Origin of the sequence: Falsiroseomonas oryzae, from assembly GCF_027856955.1 — a bacterium.
Lineage (GTDB): Bacteria > Pseudomonadota > Alphaproteobacteria > Acetobacterales > Acetobacteraceae > Falsiroseomonas > Falsiroseomonas oryzae.
On record NZ_JAPSMD010000090.1, the window covers coordinates 1 to 15,658 of the forward strand.

Genomic DNA, 15,658 nt, shown 5'->3' on the forward strand with positions numbered 1-15,658 from the left:
GTCACGCCCGGCGGCACGGCCTGGCACGCCGCCGGCACGGGCGGCGGCTATCGATGGGGCGGGGCCTACCACTACGGCGCCGGCACCGCGACCGTCGTGCACGGCTATGGCGGCGTGCATTACGGCGGCTACTACCGCGCGCCGGTGCCGGTGACGCCGTGGTACCACCCGGCCGGCACCTTCGCCGCCGGCGCCGTCGCTGGCGCCGCGGTCGGCGCCAGCGCGGCAGCGGCCACGGCCCACTACTACAGCCAGCCGCCGACGGTGGTGAACAACTACTACTAGGTCCTGTCGAGTCCGGGGCTTCCCGTGGCCCGTCCGGCCTGGTTCGAGGCTGCCTCTTGCAGACTGCGGATGGACATGGTGGACCGGCCCATCCTCGGCGAAGAGCAGGACTGCGGCACGTCCGGGCGCGACCGACGGATGTTCGTGGGAGCGGTGCCGTGGTTCCTGCGCTCCGCCTCGCCCTGGCGCGGTCCACTCACGGAACGGTCGGGATCCTCAAGGGATCAGCACGAGCTTGGCGGCGGCGACCGCGCCCGCGTCGATGTCGGACACCGCGCGCGCGCCTTCGGCAAGCGGGCGTGCCTCAAGCCAGTCGAGCGCGCCGAGCCTTCCGGACGCGAGCAGGCGCACGACCGTGCCGAACTCCTCCGGCGTGTAGCAATAGGTGCCCGTGAAGGTGATCTCCTGCAGCGTGAGCCGCCGCACATCGAGCCCCTCCGTGCCGGGCAGCAGGCCGGCATGCACGATCACGCCGCCAGGCCGTGCCAGGCGGCTGGCGCTCGCGCGCGTCGCGGTGGCACCTACGGCATCGAGGATGAGATCGCACGAGCCGTCCTCGGGCCCATCCGCCGGGGCGCGCACGAAGGGCACGCCCGCACGCTCCGCCGTCGCGCGGCGGTCGGCATTCGGCTCGAGCAGCCAGACCTCTCCGGCGCCGGCCTGGATCAGCACCAGCGCCGCGGCGAGGCCGATCGCGCCGCCGCCCAGCACCAGGCATCGCGCGGTGGGCAACGGACGGCCGAGCAGCCGCGCGCCGTGATGCACGGCGTGGAAGCTGACCGCGACCGGCTCGGCCAGTGCGGCCTTCGCGGCCTGCATGTCGTCCGGAATCTCGACGAGATTCTCTTCCGGCACGCGCACCAACTCGGCAAAGGCGCCGGGGCGCGGCGGCATGGAGAGGATCTCCCGCCGTGGCGAGAGATGCGGGCGCCCCTGCTGCGCGAACGCACAATCGGCGGGCACGACCAGCGGGTTCACCGCCACGCGCCGTCCCGCGAGCCGCCCGGTCAGCACAAGCCCCGCCGCTTCGTGCCCCAGGATGATCGGCGTGGGACGGCGCGCGTCATGGCCGTGGATCGCGTGCATGTCGGATCCGCAGATGCCGACTGCCTCGACACGGATGATCGCCTCGCCGGTCATCGGCGCGGGGTCCGGCTCGTCGCGGTGGACGAGGGTGTTGGGGGCGGTCTGGACCAGGGCTTTCACGCGTGGGCTCTCACTTCGCGAGGAAGCCGCCATCCACCGCCAGCACCTGCCCGGTGACGTAGGCGGAGGCGTCGGAGGCGAGAAAGACGGCGGCGCCGTACAGATCCTCGAGCCGGCCGTTGCGGCCGATGCAGGTCTGCGCGGCAAGCCGGGCCGCTCGCTCGGAGTCGGAGAAGACGGGCGCGGTCAGCGGCGTCGGGAAGAAGCCTGGCGCGATGGCATTGCAGGTGATGCCGTGGCGCGACCAGGCCTCCGCCATGGCGCGCGTCAGCTGGGCGATGGCGCCCTTGGCGGCGCCATAGGGCGCGCTGTCCGGAAAGGCTCGAAAGGATTGCAGGGAGGCGATGTTGATCACGCGCCCCCAGCCTCGCTCTGCCATGGCGGGGGCGAGCTTCTGCACCAGCAGGAAGGGCGCGCGAACGTGCAGCGCCATGTGCAGGTCGAAGGCCTCGGCGGTGACCTGCCCGAAGGGCTGACGCAGGTTCACACCGGCGGCGTTGACCAGGATGTCGGGCGACGAGCCGAGCGCCCCCAGCCGCGCCGCCACATGCCCGGCCGCATCCGGTGCAGCGAGATCGGCGGCAAGGGTCTCCGCGACGATGGCCTCGGCGTGCAGCGAACTCGCCGCCTCCTTGAGTTCCGTCGCGCGGCGCGCGCAGAGCACGACCCGCGCGCCCGCCAGGCCGAGCGCGCGCGCGATGGCGAGTCCCAGTCCCGAGTTTCCTCCGGTGACCAGCGCGGCGCGTCCACCAAGGGAGAACAGGGAGGCCAGTCCACTCATGCCGGGCGGACATCCATCGCCAGCGTCCGCTCGTCGAGTCGCGGGGCGATGCGCAGGCCGCGCCGCGTCGCCCACACATTCACCAGGTTGTAGAGCGGGATCACGGCGACGTCCTCGGCCGCCATGCGCACCGCATCGCGCAGGAGGGCGTCACGCGCCGCATCATCCATCGTCACCAGTGCGCGTTCCACGAGCGCGTCCAGCGCGGGATTGGAGTAGCGGTGATGGTTGACCGCGCCAAGGAAGCGCGCACGGTCGAAGGTGCCGACCACGTTCATCAGCGCGCCGATCGGATCGCCTGCCGAAGAACCCCAGCCGATCAGGTGCACCGCGAACTCCTGGCGCGCAGCGCGGCCAGGGAATGCGGCCCAGGGCAGCGGCGCCACCTCTGTCCGCACGCCGACGCGGGTCCACATCTGCGCGATCGCCTGGGCGGTGCGTCCGTCGTTCGGATAGCGGTCGTTCGGCGTGTGCAGCGTGATGCGGAAGCCGTTCGGGAACCCGGCCTCGGCGAGCAGGCGGCGAGCCGTCTCGGGTTCGTGGGGCGGTGGCGGCACCGCGGGATTGTGGCCCGGCGGCCCGGGGGGCAGCCACTGACCTGCCGGGCGTGCAGTTCCCTCCATCACGCGCTCGGCCAGCGCCGCGCGGTCGATCGCCAGGGAGAGGGCCAGGCGCACGCGCCGATCCAGCAGCGGGTTGCTGGCGAGCGGTCGACCCTCGTGGTCGGTGGTGAAGACCGGCGCCTCGCGACGGGAGAAATCGGGAGCAAGGAAGATCAACCGGGCACCAAGGGTCTCGGCCAGCTCAACGCGCCGCTCTCGTCGCACCCGCTCCACGTCGGCGGACGGCACCTGGTCGATCACGTCGACATCGCCCGCAAGCACGGCGGCGAGGCGCGCGCTGTCATTGGTGATCATCCGGTAGGACACGCGCGACCAGGGCTCGGCACCGCGCCAGTAGGCGTCGTTCCGGACCAGTTCGATGCGGTCTCCGGCACGGAAGGAGACGAAGCGGTAGGGTCCGGTGCCGATCGCCGCCCGGCCCGTGTTGAAGTCCTCCGTGGAGGCACCCGTCGCGGCATGCCGTGCGACGATCGGGATGAAGGCGAGGTCGCTCGGCATGATCGGGTGCGGTCGCGCGCTGTGCAGGCGGATGGTGCGTTCATCCACGACCTCGGTCCGCACGATCGCGCGCAGGTACACGCCGAAGCCGCCCGGGCTGTTCGGCACCTGGGGAGCACGCTCGATGGTGAAGGCGACGTCGTCGGCCGTGAAGGGCCGGCCGTCGTGCCAGCGCACGCCGTCTCGCAGGCGGAACTCCCAGACCGTGTCGGACACGGCGCGCCAGCTCTCCGCCAGCCCCGGCACAAGTCGTGCATCCGGCGTCCGCTCCGTCAGGCGGTCGAAGATGTGGGACGCCACGGCGCTGTTGAAGGAGGCGTTGAAGAAATGCGGGTCGATGGAGGTGACGGGCGCGCCGACGCCGATGGTCAGCGTCGCGCCCTGCGCGCGGGCGGGCAGCGCGGCGAGCGCCGGCAGGGCCAGCGCGGCACGGCGCCCGAATGCGATCCTGTCCATGGCGTTCCTCCTCTGCGGCTCAGCCGGCGCGACGGATCACACGGCCGGGATTGGCGTCGGTGCGGTGGCCGTCCCGAAGGGTGGGAACCCCGCCGAGCACGACGTGCCGGAAGCCCGAGGGGTGCCGGCGCGGATCGTGGACATCGCTCATGTCGCGCACGGCGGCGGGATCGAAGACGACGAGGTCGCCGGTCGCGCCGGGCCTGATCCGTCCGCGATCCGCCAGTCCCAGCCGCGCGGCCGGCAGCGAGGTGATGCGACGTATCGCCTCGGGCAGGGTCAGCACGCCGGCCTCGCGCACATAATGGCCCAGCAGCCGCGCCACCCATCCATAGCCCGACAGGGAGCCGATCGTGTCGGCGAGCGGACCGTCGCGGTTCAGGGCCTTGGTGTCCGACATCACCGCGCAATCGGGCTGCTCGAGGCAGAGCCGGATATCGGCCTCGTCGAAGCCGGAGGACGTCCACATCAGGTTGCCGAGCGCGTCACCCTCCTCGGCCAGAAGGTCGAGGACGGCGTCCATCGGATCGGCGTTCCGCTGGAGCCCGATCTCGCGGAAGGTCATGCCGACGAGATCGGGGTTCGCGTTAGATCGCAGCAGTGCGATGCGTTCCCAGCGCCGTTCGGCGACCAGTCGCCACATCGGCCGCGGGTTGTGCTTCATCGCCTCGCGCTGCGCCGGATCGCGCAGCCGCTCCAGCAGCCTCGCCGGCCCGCCCTCCCGCGCCCAGGCCGGCAGGGAGGAGACGACGGAGGTGTGGTTCCAGCCATGCGGGATCACGTCGAAGGCGGCATCGACGCCCTCGCGCTTCGCGCGGTCGAGCAGTTCCAGCGTATGCGCCATGGCGTGCGGGGGGGCGCCGTACTTCGGCTGGATGTGGGATATCTGCAGCCGCGCGCCGGCGGTCCGGGCCGTCGCCACTGCCTCGGTGAAGCCGAGGTCGTAGTGGACGTCGCGATTGCGCACATGCGTGGCATAGAGCCCGCCGCGCCGTGCGCAGACCTCGCACAGCCCGATCACCTCCTCGATCGGCGCGACGTTGCCCGGGAAATACTCGAGGCCGGTGGTGAGGCCGAAGGCGCCCGCTTCGAAAGCGTCCTCCGCAAGACGCTGCATGGCTCGCAGCTCGTCCGGCGTCGTCGGATCGACGGCGTCGCATTTGACTGCCTGCCGGATCGCGCCGTGCCCGACCATGGCCGCGACGTTGACGCCAAGCCCCACACGGTCCAGCCGGTCGAGATACTCGCCGAAGCTTCGCCAGTTCACGTCCACGCCCGCGTCATGGAACCCGATCAACTGGCGCGGCGACATCGCGCCGGTGAAGGGCGCACAGGAGAAGCCGCACTGCCCGATCACCTCCAGCGTGACGCCCTGGTGCACCTGGCTGTTGGCGCGGCCGTCCACCAGCAGCACGAAGTCGGAATGGGTATGGATGTCGATGAAGCCGGGCGCCACGGCCAGTCCCTCGGCCTCAAGCACGTCCCGCGCCGCGCCCTGCGACAGGTCGGAGTCGATTGCCACGACGCGGCCGTTGCGCACCCCGACGTCGCCGCGATAGGCGGGCGCGCCGGTGCCGTCCAGGATCTCGCCGCCGCGGATCAGCAGATCGAACATCTCAGCGGCTCCCCGCCGTGGCCAGTTCCGCCGCCACGATGCGTCCGATCGTGTCGCAATCGGCTTCGGTCAGCGTCAGCGGGATACGCATGTCGCAGAGGCGTTCCAGCACCTTCTCCGTCCCCGGCGGCGTGTGCGGATCGGCAAGGAAGCGCCACTGGCCGGAGACGCTCGTGTAGCCCTCCGCCTCTCGCGCGCCGAACCATTTGAGGTACACGCCGCGTGCGCGGCAGCCCTTGAGGAAGCGGGCGAAGGCCGGCTCATCCAGGCCCGTGACCGCGAACTGGATGGAGCTCTGCACGAACTCCTCCTCCTGCGGCCGGTGCGGCAGACGGATGCCGGGGATCGCGCCGAGCCGCACGGCAAGCTGGCCGTAGCGGTCGTTCCAGATCCGCGCCCGCTCGGCGAGAAGCGTGAGCTGCGGGCGCGCCACCGCGGCGGCAAGGTTCGACATGCGCATGGAGAAGTTCGGCGTCACGTCCTTCCAGCGCGCGAAGACGTCGTCGGCAGGCCGTGCGCGATGCTGGCGGTAGAGCATGTAGCTGCCGGAATGCAGGATGGCGCGCGCCGCGACGTCCTCGTCGTCGGTCGCGATCAACCCGCCCTCGCCGCCATTGACGTGCTTGTAGGCCTGCAGGGAGAAGCAGCCCACCTTGCCGAAGGTGCCGGTGGGCCGGCCCGCCCAGCCGGCGCCCATGGTGTGCGCGCAGTCCTCGATGACGGTCACGCCGAGATCCTCGCAGAGCGCCATGAGCCGGTTCATGTCGGCGATGTGCCCGCGCATGTGCGAGAGCATCAGGTGTCGCGCGCCGCTCGCCCGCGCCTTCCGCGCGAGGTCGTCGAGGTCGATGACGAGGTCCGGCGTGATCTCGACCAGGACATGCTCGGCCCCGGCATGCGCGATGGCGCCGGGCACTGGGGCGAGGGTGAAGGCGTTCATCAGCACCTTGTCGCCTGGCCGGACGCCCGTGCAGAGCAGGGCGAGGAACATCGCGCTGCCGCAGGAGTTCACTGCGACGCAGAACCGCCTGCCGAGCTGCGCGGCGAACTCCGCCTCGAGCAGCGCGGCTTCCGAGGCGTCGCCCAGCGTCTCGCCGTAGCGGTGCGTCCAGCCGGAACGCAGTACCGTCTCGGCCGCGGCGATTCCCGCCTCCGGGACCGGTGGCGGTGCGCTGAGGTCGAGGGCGAGCCGTGGGTTGCCAGGGTCGTCCGGCATCAGCCTGTCACCGGCTCGCCCAGGTCGAAGCGCTCGGCCGGGAAGTAGCGGGCGAGGCGGATGTCGGCGGAGCGCGCATGCGCCTCCATCCCCTCCGCGCGGCTGATTCGCGCCGTGGCGAGCGCGACCTCGCGCGATCCTTCGCGCGTCATGCGCTGCCAGGAAAGCGGCTTGAGGAACTTGTGCACCGAGAGCCCGGCGGAATAGCGACCGGCGGCCTTGGTCGGCAGGATGTGGTTCGGCCCCGTTGCCTTGTCGCCGAAGGCCACCGTCGTCTCTTCGCCGAGGAAGAGCGAGCCGTAGTTGCGAAGCCTCGCGAGCCACCAGGCGGGATCGGCGGCCTGCACCTGCAGGTGCTCGCAGCAATAGCGGTCGGAGACCTCTACCGCCTCCTCCCGCGTTGAGCACAGCACCACCTCGCCGAAGTCGCGCCAGGCGGCGCCGGCGGCGTCGCGCGCGGTGGGCGGAAGGTCGGCCACGAGCTCCGGCACGCGGCGCATCACCGCCTCGGCCAGCGCGCGGTCGGTCGCGATCAGCCAGCCCGGGCTCTCATGGCCGTGCTCCATCTGCGCCACCAGATCGACCGCGACGACCTCCGGGTCGGCGGTCGCGTCCGCGATCACCGCGACCTCGGAGGGGCCGGCGAAGACGTCGATGCCGACCTTGCCGTAGATCTGCCGCTTCGCCTCCGCGACGAACTTGTTGCCGGGGCCGACCACGATGTCGGCCGGATTGCCGGTGAACAGCCCGTGGGCGAGGGTGGCGATCGCCTGCACGCCGCCGAGGGTGAGGATCGCGTCCGCCCCGGCGCGGCGCAGCGCGTAGAGCACGGCCGGATGGATGCCCGCGCCGCCGCGCGGCCCGGAACAGGCGATCACGGTGGGCACGCCGGCGGCCTTGGCGGTCGCGACGCCCATATAGGCCGAGGCGATGTGGGCGTAGCGCCCGGCCGGCACGTAGCAGCCCGCCACCGCCATCGGCACCAGCTTCTGCCCGGCGACGACGCCGGGCGAGAGCTCCACCTCGAAGTCGCGCACGCTGGCGCGCTGCGCTTCCGCGAAGCGGCGCACGCGATCCACGGCGAAGTCGATGTCGCGGCGCAGCGCGGCCGGCACCTCGGCGGCGCGGCGGTCCGCAGCCTCGGCGGTGACGAGGATGTCGCCGTGCCAGCCGTCGAGCTTCGCGGCGTAGTCGCGCACCGCGGCGTCGCCGCGCGCGGCGATCTCGGCCAGCATCCCCTCGACCACGGGGCGGGCCTCGGCGGTGGTGTCCTCCGCGGAGCGCGTCGCGCGCTTGAGATGCTCGATCGCCATGACTGCATTCCCTGCGGGCTCTCAGCCCCGTTCGGTCCGGTGCGGCGCGCGGCCGGGCGGGGCGCCGGCGCCCCGCCCCGTTCGCCTGCGTCCTACTGCCCGAGCGCGAAGGCGCGCAGGCGCGGATCGGCGGCGATGCGGCGCAACACCTCGTCCGTCAGGTAGGCGGAGGGCGCCGGCGGGTTCTGCACCGTGCCGACCTGCGCGAGGAAGGCGCTCAGCCCCTCGTACCAGCGATCCGCCTGCGATGGGCCGCCGGCGCGCGACATGAGCTGCATCTGCTCCTCGAGGCCGAAGATCGGGCGGCGGTCGATCTCGGCGCGCAGCGCGGCCTCGCTGACGGTCACGCCGCCGGCCTGGTAGAAGCGGCCCATCGCCTGGATCGTCTGCTCGCGATTTGCCTTCATGAAGGCGATGCCGCGCAGGAAGACCGCGAGGTAGCGCGCCACCATGTCCGGGTTGGCGCGCAGGAATTCGTCGCGGACGATCACGTTGCCCGGCACGATGGCCTCGGCGTCCTTGCCGCTGCACAGCGGCACGGCGTTCATCCGCTCCTCGGCGGTGTAGATGTTGGGCGCCCACAGGCCCGCCAGCCGACCCTCGCCGGTGGAGAAGGCCGAGAGGATCTGCGCCTGGTTCAGGTTCACCACCTGCAGGTCGCTGCGCTGGAGGTTCCAGCGGCGCAGACAGTTCTGCAGCACGTAGTCCACCGTGGTGTTGACGGTGGCCAGCACGCGCTGGCCGCGCAGGCTCGCAGGATTGGCGCGGATCGCCTCCACCTCGCTGCGGCGGGCCATCAGCACGTTGGTCGCGCTCTCGTCATTCGAGATGGCGATGGTGCGGATGTTGAATCGTGCGGCGCCCAGCACGCCGGGCGCGGAGCCCGTGATGCCGACATCCCAGGTGCCCGCGGCGGCGGCGGCGATCTGCGGTGGGCCGGCAGGGAAGGAGGAGAAGCTCGGCTCGATGCCCATCTGGCGCCACCAGCCCTGCTCGGTCGCCAGGTGCAGCGGCAGCATCGAGTAGAGCGCCGGCTGCATCGAGATGTTGAGCCGCGTGGGCTGCTGCGCGTGGACCATCGCCGGCGCCGCGACCACCGTGGCCGCGAGCGTCGCGGCGACCAGACTCCTTCGGAACATGGCTCTCTCCTGTCCTGCTTCTCGTTTCACTTGGCCGGCACGGGCGCCGGGGTCGGGGCGGGCACCGCGGGGCGTTCCTGCTCGCGTGCCTTCAGGAGCTTCCAGATGCGGCTGCGCATGTGGGTGAAGTCGGGCGTGTCCATCACCTCCTCGATCGGCAGCGCTTCCCAGCCGCCATCCTCGCGCAGCGGGCGGATGTCGATCGTCTCGATGATGCGGCCGGGCTTGCGACCCATCACCACGACCCGGTCGGCGAGGTAGATCGCCTCGTCCACTGCATGGGTGATGAAGATGACGGTGCGCGGGTTGCGCCGCGCGAGCCGCACCAGCTCCTCCTGCATGACGATGCGCGTCTGGGCGTCCAGCGCGCCGAAGGGCTCGTCCATCAGCAGCGCCGCGGGCTGCATGACATAGGCGCGCGCGATCGCGACGCGCTGCTGCATCCCGCCCGAAAGCTGGTGAGGGAAGCTGTCCTCGTGTCCGGTGAGGCCCATCAGGTCCACGTAGCGGGCGATGGCGGCCTCGGCCTCGGCCTTTGGCGTGCCCTTGCACATCAGGCCGAAGCCGATGTTCTCGCGCACGGTCTTCCAGGGCAGCAGGGCGAATTGCTGGAAGACCACGGCGCGTTCCGGGCCAGGTCCCTTCACCTCCTTGCCGCCGACCAGCACGCGCCCATCGGTGGGGAAGTCGAGGCCGGCGGCCATGCGCATCAGCGTCGTCTTGCCGCAGCCGGAGGGGCCGACGATCGCGACGAACTCCTTCTCCTCGATCGTGAGGTCGATGCGGTCGATGGCCAGGAAGTCGCCGCCCTTCGGCAGCGGGAAGCGCCGCGTGACGCCCTCGAAGACGATCTCGCTCATCGGTCCGGACCTTCAGGCGTGTCGTACCGCGGGCACGCGGGGGGTGTGTCGTGCCGCGCGCACGAGGGGGGCGCGAGGTGGCCGCAGCCGCGGTCTTGGCTGCGTCGCGCCTGCTGCGGGCCGCATGCCGCGCACCTCCACGCCTGCCGTCATGCCTGCCCCCAGCGCTTCCTGAACGCCGCCTCGATGGCGCGCAGCACCACGTCGATGGCGAAGCCGACGACGCCGATGCCGATCATCCCGGCGATGACGACCGAGGTGTTGAGGTTCCCCTGGCCCTGCACCATCAGGTAGCCGAGGCCGGCGCCCACCACGATCAGTTCCGAGCCCACCAGCGACTGCCAGCCGAGCCCCGCCGAGACGCGCAGCCCTGCGATGATCGAGGGCAGGGCGCCAGGGATCAGCACATGCGTCATGATCTGGCGGGAGGAGGCGCCGAGCGTCTGCGCCGCCTCCACCAGCCGCGTCTCCACCAGCCGCGCGCCGCGGTAGGCGCTGATGACGCATGGGGCGAAGGCACCGACGAAGATGATCAGCAGCGGCCCGCCGATGCCGGTGCCGAACCAGAGCGCGGCCAGCGGAACCCAGGCGAGCGGCGCCACGAAGCGCATCGCGTCGAAGAGCGGCGTGACGATCTCGTCCAGCAGCCTGTACCAGCCCATCAGCAGCCCGAGCGGGATGCCGATTCCGACCGCGAGCGCCCAGCCCATCAGGAAGCGGCCGATCGATGCGGTGAGGTGCTCGGCATAGACATGGCCGGCGAAGGGCTGGTGCCATAGCCGCACCAGCGTGTCCCAGACAGCGGCCGGGGAGGGGAGCAGGTTCGGCGGCAGCCAGCCTGAGGCTGCGACACCCGCCCAGACCGCAAAGAACAGGGTGAAGCCGGCCAGCGTCAACGCCCAGAATTCGCCCAGGCCCAGCGAGGTGCCGGACGGGCCGAGGAAGTTGCGGTCGCGCCGCTTCGCCATCGCTGCGCCCCTGCTCAGACCGCTGGGCGCCAGGCCAGCACGCGTCGCTCGACGCGGCCGAGCAGCCAGGTGGTCACGGCCCCGCAGACCGCCACCGCTGCCATCCCCACCAGGATCATGCCGGGGAAGATGTCCTGCCCTGCCACGTTCAGCACGCGGCCCAGGCCGAAGAAGGCGCCGACCAGCTCGGCCGCGACCAGCGTCGTCCAGCTCGCCTGCAGCGACAGGCGAAGCCCGGTGAAGATCAGCGGCATGGCGCCCGGGATCACGACGTGGCGGATGACCTGCGCCGTCGAGGCGCCCTGCGTCCGGGCGGCCGCAATCAGCACGGGATCCACGTTCCGAACGCCGGTGAAGGCGTTGATGACGGAGGGGACGAAGGCGGTCAGCCAGATGACGAAGACCTTGCCGGTGTCGCCGAGCCCGAACCAGACGATCGCCAGCGGAATCCAGGCGAGCGCGGGGATCGGGCGCAGCAGCAGGAAGATCGGGTTGATCAGCGTCTCGGCCCGGCGGCTCCAGCCCATCAGCAGGCCGAGCGGGACGCCGGTGATCACAGCGACGGTGAAGCCCTTCGCGACCAGCCAGAGGCTCTGCGCGGCATGCTGCCACAGCGTCGCGCCGCCATAGCCCTGGCCCGAACTGATCTGGGTGAAGGCGGCCCACACCTCCTGGGGGCTCGGCAGGCGAAGCGGGTTGAGCAACCGCAGCCCGCTGGTCGCGAGCCACCAGAGCAGCAGCGCGACGCCGATCGTCGCGACGCCGACCAATGCACGGCGCGGAATGCGCCACGGGCCGAAGCCGCGAGATGACCGCGCCAGGCTCTGCAATGGACCGTCCCTCTCTCGACGCCTGAGCATCGAAAAATTTTCATGACGCTTTCATGCGAGTTCTGGGCTGTCAAAGGATTTGTGCCGTCCAGAGCTAAGATTGCGGCTTGAAAGTTTTTTCATGGACGGTGATCGTGCCAGCATGTCCCGTCATAAGCGGCCCCGGCTGGCCGACATCGCAGCGCGGGCGGGCGTCTCGCTCGCCACCGCCTCCCGCACGCTGTCCCAGCCCGGCATCGTCAGCCCGGACACGCGCAGCCGGGTGCGTGCGGCGGTGGCGGAACTCGGCGGCGCCTGGCCCGGTGCCGGGACGCGGGCGGCTGGCGATTCAGGCATCGCCGCCGTGGTGCCGACCCTCGACAACGCCATCTTCTCCCGCTGCCTCCAGGCCATGCAGGCGACGCTGGCGGAGGCCGGGCGGCACCTGCTCGTCGCCTCCTCGGACTACCATCCCGACACGGAGACGACGGTCATCCGTGGCCTGCTTGCGCGCGGCGTGGATGGTCTGATCCTGGTCGGCGCGCAGCGCCCCGCCGAGGCGTGGTCGCTGCTCGAGGGCGCCGGCGTGCCGGTCGTCCTGACCTGGTGCAGTGATCCGCGCTTCGATGCGGTGGTTGTGGACAGCCGCGCGGCGGGGCGTCTGGCCGCCGAGCACCTGCTCGGCCTTGGGCACACGCGTCTCGGCGTGGTCTGCGGGGCGACGCGCTTCAACGACCGCCAGCGCGCGCGTCTCGATGGCGTGCGCGAGGCGCTCGCGGCTCGCGGCCTCGACCTGCCGGAGTGGCGGGTGAGCGAGCAGCACTTCACGCTGGCAGGCGGTCGAGGCGGCTGCTCGGCGCTGCTCGCCCTCGCGGAACCGCCGACCGCGATCGTCTGCGGCATCGACCACCTTGCGGTCGGCTGCCTTGTCGAAGCCCAGTCGCGCGGATTGTCGGTGCCCGGCGACCTGTCCGTCGTCGGCATCGACAATCTCGAAATGGCGGCGCATCTCTCGCCGGCTCTGACCACGGTGCACATCCCGACGGCGCGGATCGGCGAGATCGCCGCGCAACGGGTGCTGGACCGGCTCGCGGGGCAGGACGCACCGCGCGTGACCGAGTTGCCGATCGAACTGGTGGTGCGCCGCTCCTCCGGCCCGCCGTGATCCGGGTCGGAGCCGGCGGGCTTGCGCTGAAGGCGATGCGCGGCGACTTTGACCGGTTCCTGCGGCTCCGCGCCGAGATCACCCGCGCCGAGGCTCGGTTGGACCCTGCCGGACCTCAGGCCGCGGCTCGTTCCTCTGCCTCGATCCTGCCGTCGCGCAGGCTGACCAGGCGGTCGAACCGGGAGAAGATCTTGTCGTCATGCGTCACGACCAGCACGGCGGCCGCGTGCTCCTGGGCGACGCGGCGGAGCAGGTCCATCACCACCTGCGCTCGCTCCGAATCGAGTGCCGCCGTCGGCTCGTCGGCCAGGATGATGCGCGGACTGTTGGCGAGCGCGCGCGCGATCGCGACGCGCTGCGCCTCCCCGCCCGAGAGCTTCGCGGGCATCGCCGCGGCGCGCCGGCCCACCTGCAGGTAGTCCAGCAACTCCCGTGCGCGCCGCCGCGCCTCGGGCAGGGGGCGGCCGTTCAGGGTCATGGCCAGCGCCACGTTGTCGGTCGCGTCAAGGAACGGCAGCAGGTTGTGGAACTGGAATATGAACCCGATACTCTCGCGCCTCAGCGCGCGCAGATCGCCTCGCAGCCAGCGTCCTCGCCAGACGGGCTCGCCCGCCAGGCGCATCAGGCCCGCATCAGGCTCCAGGATGCAGGCAACGAGGTTCAGCAGCGTGGACTTTCCGCTGCCCGAGGGTCCGCGCAGGCCGACGACCTCACCGGCCCCCACGGAGAGCCGGATGTCGCTCAGAGCCTGCACGCGCGCCTCGCCGCTGCCGAAGCCCTTCGAGATGCCGGAGAGCTCGACCAGCGCGGGCATCAGCCCCCCAGCGCCTGCGCCGGCTCGACACGGAGCGCGTAGCGCACGCCGAGCAGGCTCGCGACCAGGCAGATCCCGAGCACCACGAGTCCGAAGCCCGCGATCTCCCCGGGCCCCAGCAGGACACGCCGGGGAAACACGTCCTTGACCGACAGCAGCAGCGCCGCCCCGCCGGCGAAGCCGACCATTCCGAGCGCGACGGCCTGCTGCATGACCAGGGCGACGATGGTCCGGTCCGGCGCGCCGATCAGCTTCAGCGTCGCTATCTCGCGCATCTTGTCCATGGTCAGCGTGTAGACGATCAGGGCGACGATCACCGCCGAGACCAGCAGCAGGACGGCGGTGAACATGCCGAGCTGGCGCCGCGCGCGCTCCACCACGCTGCGGGTCAGCACCGCTTCCTGCTCGGCCGCAGTCAATGCCGCCAGGTGCTTCCAGCGCCGGGCCTGGAGGGCGACATCCTCGATGCGCGCATGCGGCGAGAGGCGGGCGACGACAGCGTTCAGCGTGTCCTGCGGCTGAATGCCCCCGCCCGCCGCCTCGGCCCGGCGCGCCGCGGGCGGAGCGAGGCGGAACTGCAGTTCCTGCGCGTCGCGCAGCGTGATCCAGGCGAGCGGATCGCCGCCGGTCGAGACGGTGCGTTCGCTGAGCCCCACCACGCGGAAGCGCTCGCCGCCCATCTCGACGATGGCGCCGATGGGAAGACCGCTGCTGCGGTCGGCAACCATCTCTCCGCGACCGCGCGCGATCGGCCGACCGGCGACGAGGGCCGGCGGCCCGCCGGGCCGGTCGAGCTCGTAGCCGACCACCTGCAGCCGAAGCACGCGTCCGATCCGGGGCCGCCAGGGATCGCCCTCGGGCGCCGCGTTGCCGCCGGGCGAGCCGGCATGGCGCGCCTCGACGGTCTGGAAGGTGACGCCGCCCGCGGCGACGACGCCGGGCAGGCGTGCCACGGCCTCGCGCACGTCGCCCGGGATGCGGCTCGCCTCGGCGAAGGGGCCCCGCGTGCCGGTCTCCACCACCCAGAGATCGGCACGCAGTGCGCGCGCAAGCGAGAGCGCCTCGTCCACCACGCCGCGATAGATCCCGACCATCGCGAGCGCCACTCCGAGCAGCAGACCAAGCCCGAGGCAGGTGAGCAGGAAGCGGCCAAGGTCGTGCCGGATGTCGCGGAAAGCCAGGTTCATGGCGAAGGCTTCGCCGCCCGCCCCTCCACCGCCCCCGCCGGCAATGCAGTGACGACGGCAAGCTCCGCCGGCAGGGCAGGATCGACCGCGAGCCGGGCATCGAGCGTGCGCGCGACGAAGCGCACGTCGCGCTGGCGCAGAATGCCGGCCTCGATGGTCCAGATGCGGCCGGAGGCGCCGTCGAAGCCCTCCACGGCGGCCTCCGGCACGAGGCGCGCGGAGGGCAGGCGGGCGGTCTCGATCTCGACGGTCACCTGCTCGCCGATCACTGGGCGCGCCGGGCAGCGCTCGCAGCGGACATGCACGCGCCGCTCCTCCGTCACACGATCGCTCTCGAGCCCGATGCGCACCACGCGCGCTGGGAAGACCTCGCCGGGCAATGATCGCAGCCGGACTTCGGCCGGCTGGCCCTCCGCGATCGCCCCGGCGCGCGCCTCGTCCACATGGGCGAGCGCCCAGAGGCTGTCGGGGGCCACCAGGGTGAACACCGCCTCGTTCGGGGCCAGGGCGGCGCCGAGTTCGCGGTGTCGCGCGATCACCAGCGCGTCGAAGGGTGCAACGAGCGTGTGCTTGGCAAGCGCCGTGCGCTCCGCCAGCAGCACGGCGCGCGCATCGGCGAGCTGCGCGCGCGCCACCTCGAGATCGGCGCGGGCCACGGCGAGGTCGGCCGCGGCTGCGGCGGCCTCGGTCTCGGCGAGCTCGGCCTGCTCGGGCGATGTGGTG

The 15,658-nt window shown here is 71.8% G+C and carries 14 protein-coding genes and 1 pseudogene; 2 read left to right on the forward strand and 13 right to left on the reverse strand.

The window, feature by feature from the left end:
- Nucleotides 1-285 (forward strand): annotated as a pseudogene (locus OZN99_RS11535) (hypothetical protein); the annotation flags it as partial.
- Nucleotides 286-501: 216 nt separating this feature from the next.
- On the opposite strand, the gene OZN99_RS11540 reads toward OZN99_RS11535, so the two are convergent.
- The 10 genes from OZN99_RS11540 to OZN99_RS11585 all read right to left on the reverse strand — a co-directional run bounded on the left by OZN99_RS11540 (nt 502) and on the right by OZN99_RS11585 (nt 11,820).
- Entirely contained in the window at nt 502-1,491 is a 990-nt protein-coding gene (locus OZN99_RS11540) for an alcohol dehydrogenase catalytic domain-containing protein (RefSeq protein WP_270935364.1), read from the reverse strand.
- 10 nt (nt 1,492-1,501) lie between these two features.
- Nucleotides 1,502-2,272: an SDR family oxidoreductase gene (locus OZN99_RS11545; protein WP_270935365.1), complete on the reverse strand. Its 771-nt coding sequence runs from the start codon at nt 2,270-2,272 to the stop codon at nt 1,502-1,504.
- The gene (locus OZN99_RS11550; protein ID WP_270935366.1) at nt 2,269-3,849 is read right to left on the reverse strand and encodes an ABC transporter substrate-binding protein; all 1,581 of its coding nucleotides are present in this window, start codon (nt 3,847-3,849) and stop codon (nt 2,269-2,271) included. Before OZN99_RS11550 ends, OZN99_RS11545 begins: the two co-directional genes overlap by 4 nt.
- A 19-nt stretch (nt 3,850-3,868) precedes the next feature.
- On the reverse strand, nt 3,869-5,464 hold the full coding sequence (locus tag OZN99_RS11555) for an N-acyl-D-amino-acid deacylase family protein (protein ID WP_270935367.1): 1,596 nt from the start codon (nt 5,462-5,464) through the stop codon (nt 3,869-3,871).
- A 1-nt stretch (nt 5,465) separates the two neighbouring features.
- On the reverse strand, nt 5,466-6,680 hold the full coding sequence (locus tag OZN99_RS11560; RefSeq protein ID WP_270935368.1) for a DegT/DnrJ/EryC1/StrS family aminotransferase: 1,215 nt from the start codon (nt 6,678-6,680) through the stop codon (nt 5,466-5,468).
- Entirely contained in the window at nt 6,680-7,993 is a 1,314-nt protein-coding gene (gene hisD, locus OZN99_RS11565; protein WP_270935369.1) for a histidinol dehydrogenase, read from the reverse strand. The genes OZN99_RS11560 and hisD overlap by 1 nt, the downstream gene beginning before the upstream one ends.
- A 92-nt stretch (nt 7,994-8,085) precedes the next feature.
- Nucleotides 8,086-9,132 (reverse strand): ABC transporter substrate-binding protein, encoded by a 1,047-nt coding sequence (locus OZN99_RS11570; protein ID WP_270935370.1) that lies wholly within the window; start codon nt 9,130-9,132, stop codon nt 8,086-8,088.
- Nucleotides 9,133-9,158: 26 nt separating this feature from the next.
- A complete protein-coding gene (locus OZN99_RS11575; protein WP_270935371.1) occupies nt 9,159-9,992 on the reverse strand; it encodes an ABC transporter ATP-binding protein in 834 nt (277 codons plus the stop codon).
- Between the two features lie 149 nt (nt 9,993-10,141).
- Nucleotides 10,142-10,960 (reverse strand): ABC transporter permease, encoded by an 819-nt coding sequence (locus OZN99_RS11580; protein WP_270935372.1) that lies wholly within the window; start codon nt 10,958-10,960, stop codon nt 10,142-10,144.
- A 14-nt stretch (nt 10,961-10,974) separates the two neighbouring features.
- Nucleotides 10,975-11,820: an ABC transporter permease gene (locus OZN99_RS11585; protein ID WP_270935373.1), complete on the reverse strand. Its 846-nt coding sequence runs from the start codon at nt 11,818-11,820 to the stop codon at nt 10,975-10,977.
- 112 nt (nt 11,821-11,932) lie between these two features.
- Between OZN99_RS11585 and OZN99_RS11590 the strand changes: the two genes are divergently transcribed.
- Nucleotides 11,933-12,934 carry a LacI family DNA-binding transcriptional regulator gene (locus OZN99_RS11590; protein ID WP_270935374.1) on the forward strand — a complete coding sequence of 334 codons (1,002 nt, stop codon included), beginning with the start codon at nt 11,933-11,935 and terminating at the stop codon, nt 12,932-12,934.
- Between the two features lie 115 nt (nt 12,935-13,049).
- Here OZN99_RS11590 and OZN99_RS11595 read toward each other — a convergent pair whose 3' ends face one another.
- The 3 genes from OZN99_RS11595 to OZN99_RS11605 form a co-directional block, all read right to left on the reverse strand.
- Nucleotides 13,050-13,748 carry an ABC transporter ATP-binding protein gene (locus OZN99_RS11595; protein ID WP_270935375.1) on the reverse strand — a complete coding sequence of 233 codons (699 nt, stop codon included), beginning with the start codon at nt 13,746-13,748 and terminating at the stop codon, nt 13,050-13,052.
- Nucleotides 13,748-14,935 (reverse strand): ABC transporter permease, encoded by a 1,188-nt coding sequence (locus OZN99_RS11600; RefSeq protein ID WP_270935376.1) that lies wholly within the window; start codon nt 14,933-14,935, stop codon nt 13,748-13,750. The genes OZN99_RS11595 and OZN99_RS11600 overlap by 1 nt, the downstream gene beginning before the upstream one ends.
- Nucleotides 14,932-15,658: efflux RND transporter periplasmic adaptor subunit (locus OZN99_RS11605; RefSeq protein ID WP_270935377.1), on the reverse strand; the 727-nt coding region annotated here is incomplete at its 5' end. The genes OZN99_RS11600 and OZN99_RS11605, both read right to left, overlap by 4 nt.

What these genes read in the sequence shown, in the direction of transcription:
- OZN99_RS11575 (WP_270935371.1), bottom strand. Translation starts at nt 9,992, where the DNA reads ATGAGCGAGATCGTCTTCGAGGGCGTCACGCGGCGCTTCCCGCTGCCG.
- OZN99_RS11570 (WP_270935370.1), bottom strand. Translation starts at nt 9,132, where the DNA reads ATGTTCCGAAGGAGTCTGGTCGCCGCGACGCTCGCGGCCACGGTGGTC.
- OZN99_RS11550 (WP_270935366.1), bottom strand. Translation starts at nt 3,849, where the DNA reads ATGGACAGGATCGCATTCGGGCGCCGTGCCGCGCTGGCCCTGCCGGCG.
- OZN99_RS11545 (WP_270935365.1), bottom strand. Translation starts at nt 2,272, where the DNA reads ATGAGTGGACTGGCCTCCCTGTTCTCCCTTGGTGGACGCGCCGCGCTG.
- OZN99_RS11580 (WP_270935372.1), bottom strand. Translation starts at nt 10,960, where the DNA reads ATGGCGAAGCGGCGCGACCGCAACTTCCTCGGCCCGTCCGGCACCTCG.
- OZN99_RS11590 (WP_270935374.1), top strand. Translation starts at nt 11,933, where the DNA reads ATGTCCCGTCATAAGCGGCCCCGGCTGGCCGACATCGCAGCGCGGGCG.
- OZN99_RS11560 (WP_270935368.1), bottom strand. Translation starts at nt 6,680, where the DNA reads ATGCCGGACGACCCTGGCAACCCACGGCTCGCCCTCGACCTCAGCGCA.
- OZN99_RS11600 (WP_270935376.1), bottom strand. Translation starts at nt 14,935, where the DNA reads ATGAACCTGGCTTTCCGCGACATCCGGCACGACCTTGGCCGCTTCCTG.
- OZN99_RS11585 (WP_270935373.1), bottom strand. Translation starts at nt 11,820, where the DNA reads ATGCTCAGGCGTCGAGAGAGGGACGGTCCATTGCAGAGCCTGGCGCGG.
- OZN99_RS11595 (WP_270935375.1), bottom strand. Translation starts at nt 13,748, where the DNA reads ATGCCCGCGCTGGTCGAGCTCTCCGGCATCTCGAAGGGCTTCGGCAGC.
- hisD (WP_270935369.1), bottom strand. Translation starts at nt 7,993, where the DNA reads ATGGCGATCGAGCATCTCAAGCGCGCGACGCGCTCCGCGGAGGACACC.
- OZN99_RS11555 (WP_270935367.1), bottom strand. Translation starts at nt 5,464, where the DNA reads ATGTTCGATCTGCTGATCCGCGGCGGCGAGATCCTGGACGGCACCGGC.